This window comes from Sphingomonas sp. CCH15-F11 (assembly GCF_001557005.1).
In the GTDB taxonomy this organism is placed as follows: domain Bacteria; phylum Pseudomonadota; class Alphaproteobacteria; order Sphingomonadales; family Sphingomonadaceae; genus Sphingomonas.
This window is the reverse complement of sequence record NZ_LSKG01000159.1, coordinates 1-2,561: the sequence shown is the minus strand read 5'-3', so window position 1 is coordinate 2,561 and position 2,561 is coordinate 1. Positions and strand designations below refer to the sequence as shown.

Here is a 2,561-nt window from a genome sequence, read left to right as displayed (position 1 = left end):
GACAGTGCGCCGTTGCGGCGCTGAAATGGAGTATCAGTGATGATGAGGTAAGTTGAGAATGCCTCTGCTCGCCGGACTAACCTCGGGCCTCACAAGGTCTGAAATCCCGAAAGGGACGGGGAACAATAGCATGTTCGGAAAAGGCCAGATGCGTCTTAGTCGCAAATGGAGGCGATGACGGTCAGGGCAAGGTGCGTATGGTGAAGGCTACACTGCTTAAATCCCAGTCTGCAGCAATCTATATAGCGATACTGGCGAAAGCGACTGTCACGCCAGGTCCGGATGATGACAGCGGTCTCATGTCTTGGCCGCCTGTTTCTCAGCCCATCCGGTGCGCCTCTCGTCGAGGGGTTTAGTGGACGAACGGGACACCTAACCGCGCCGCATCTCCATTCAGCGTAACTACGGGATGCCCTAAACAGGCGGCTTCTGCCGGCCTGCATGGGTACGGAGCCGCCATATTACTCAAATGCCCGGGGTAATGCCCGGGACATCGACCTCTTCGGAGGCGGCGGTGCAACTGTATAAGGTCTCGAGCGATCGGGCCGAAAGCGGGGAAGACCGGGGGAAGGGCGGCAGCTGTGATTCTTCAACCACCGATCATGGGGTGTGCTGATGCTGCCAGAAACTGTGAAAGGCCGGTTGGAGGCCATTCCGGCGCTCGTTGCGTCGGGCAAAAGGGTGAATGGACTCTATCGTCTGATGGGGTCTCGCCTCCTTTGGGAGGAGGGGCTCCAGAAGATCGGATCCAACAAGGGTGCGATGACGCCGGGTATTGACGGCGAGACCTTCGCGGACTTCGGACCGGAAGACCTCGACCCGATTATCGCCAGCGTGACGGCAGGGACCTATGATCCCAAACCAGTGCGTCGGGTGTTTATCCCGAAAGGCAAGGGCAAACGGCGTCCGCTGGGCATTCCCACGCGCGACGACCGCCTCGTTCAGGAAGTGGCGCGGCAACTGCTCGAACGGATCTATGAACCGGTGTTCTCGAACGCCTCCCATGGATTCCGGCCGGGCCGGTCGTGTCATACGGCGCTTGAACACGTCAAAGCCGTATGGACGGGGGTGAAATGGCTCGTAGATGTGGATGTCGCGGGGTTCTTCGAGAACATCGACCACGACATCCTCCTGCGGCTGTTGCGGAAAAGGATCGATGACGAGAAATTCATCGGCTTGATCGGCAGCATGCTTAAGGCGGGTGTTATGGAAGACCGGGTTCACACCCGGACCTACAGCGGCACTCCGCAGGGCGGTATCGTCTCTCCAATCTTGGCCAACATCTACCTCCATGAACTCGATATGTTCATGGCGGAACGGATCGCGGCTTTCGAGAGGGGGAAGGTCCGTGCCACGAACCCGGAATATGGGCGACTGGCTGGGCGCATCCAGAAACAACGGAAGCGCGTCACCATGCTGCGGGCCAAAGACAATGTCGACGAGGTGAAGGTTGCGGCCTCCTTGGCCAAAATCCAAACCTTACTGCCGCAAAAGCGGTCCATCCCGTCGAGAGACGCGATGGACCCCGGTTATCGCCGACTTCGTTACTGTCGCTACGCGGACGACTTCATGATTGGGGTTATCGGTAGCAAGGAGGATGCACGAAGCGTGTTCGCCGAAGTCAGGGCATTCCTGACCGAGGCGCTGGCGCTCACGGTGTCCGAGGAGAAAAGCGGTATCCGCAAGGCGAGCGATGGAGCCGCCTTCCTTGGATATGAGGTCCGCACATATACGACACGCCAACGGGTTGTCCGGAGCCGACAAGGTTCCGTCAGCTTCCTTCGTAGGCCGCCGTCGGAAGTGATGCAGCTGCATGTCCCTTGGGAGAAGGTCCACGCGTTCGCTTCTGCAAAAGGTTATGGTGATCTGTCGGTGTTGAAGCCGCGTCATCGTAGCCTGCTGCTCAGCTGCAGCGACGTTGAGATCGTCCTAGCTTACAACGCCGAATTGCGGGGTTTTGCGAACTACTATGCTCTCGCCAAGGATGTGAGCTTCAAGCTGAACAGGCTTGAGTTTCTCCAGCGGTGGAGCTTGTTCAAGACCTTGGCCAGCAAGCACAAAACCAATGTGCGAGCGGTCGTGGCCCGCATGAGGACGGGGCAGGAATTCACCATCGGCTACGACGTCGATGGCCAGCCCCGATCGGTCAAAGTCTGGAAACTGGCTCATCTGAAACGTGATCCGGCCACCTCGTCCAGGATTGATATCCAGCCTTGGACGCAGGTGTTCACCCACTCACGTACGGACTGGGTTGATCGTCAGAATGCCAAGCAATGCGAGGCTTGCGGTCGATCCGATGTTCCGTGTCAGGTGCACCATATCCGGGGGATGGCCGATGTTTCGCACCGCGGTTTTGTCGTGAGAATGAAGGTGGCACGCGCCCGCAGGACGGTGGTCCTGTGCGAGCAATGCCACTGGGATACTCACAGAGGCCGCCTGCCCGATCTACGGCAAAGTGATGGTTCGTCACAGTGGAGAGCCGCATGCGGTGAAAGCTGCACGTGCGGTTCGGCGGGGGGATCAGGGCTGACTCCATGAGCAGCACCAATCCTACCCGACTG

Annotated in this window: 1 protein-coding gene; it reads left to right on the top strand. The window is 58.8% G+C overall.

From position 1 onward, the window contains the following. Nucleotides 1-615: 615 nt before the first annotated feature. On the top strand, nt 616-2,538 hold the full coding sequence (locus AX709_RS15940; protein WP_024018999.1) for a reverse transcriptase domain-containing protein: 1,923 nt from the start codon (nt 616-618) through the stop codon (nt 2,536-2,538). Nucleotides 2,539-2,561 lie beyond the last annotated feature (23 nt).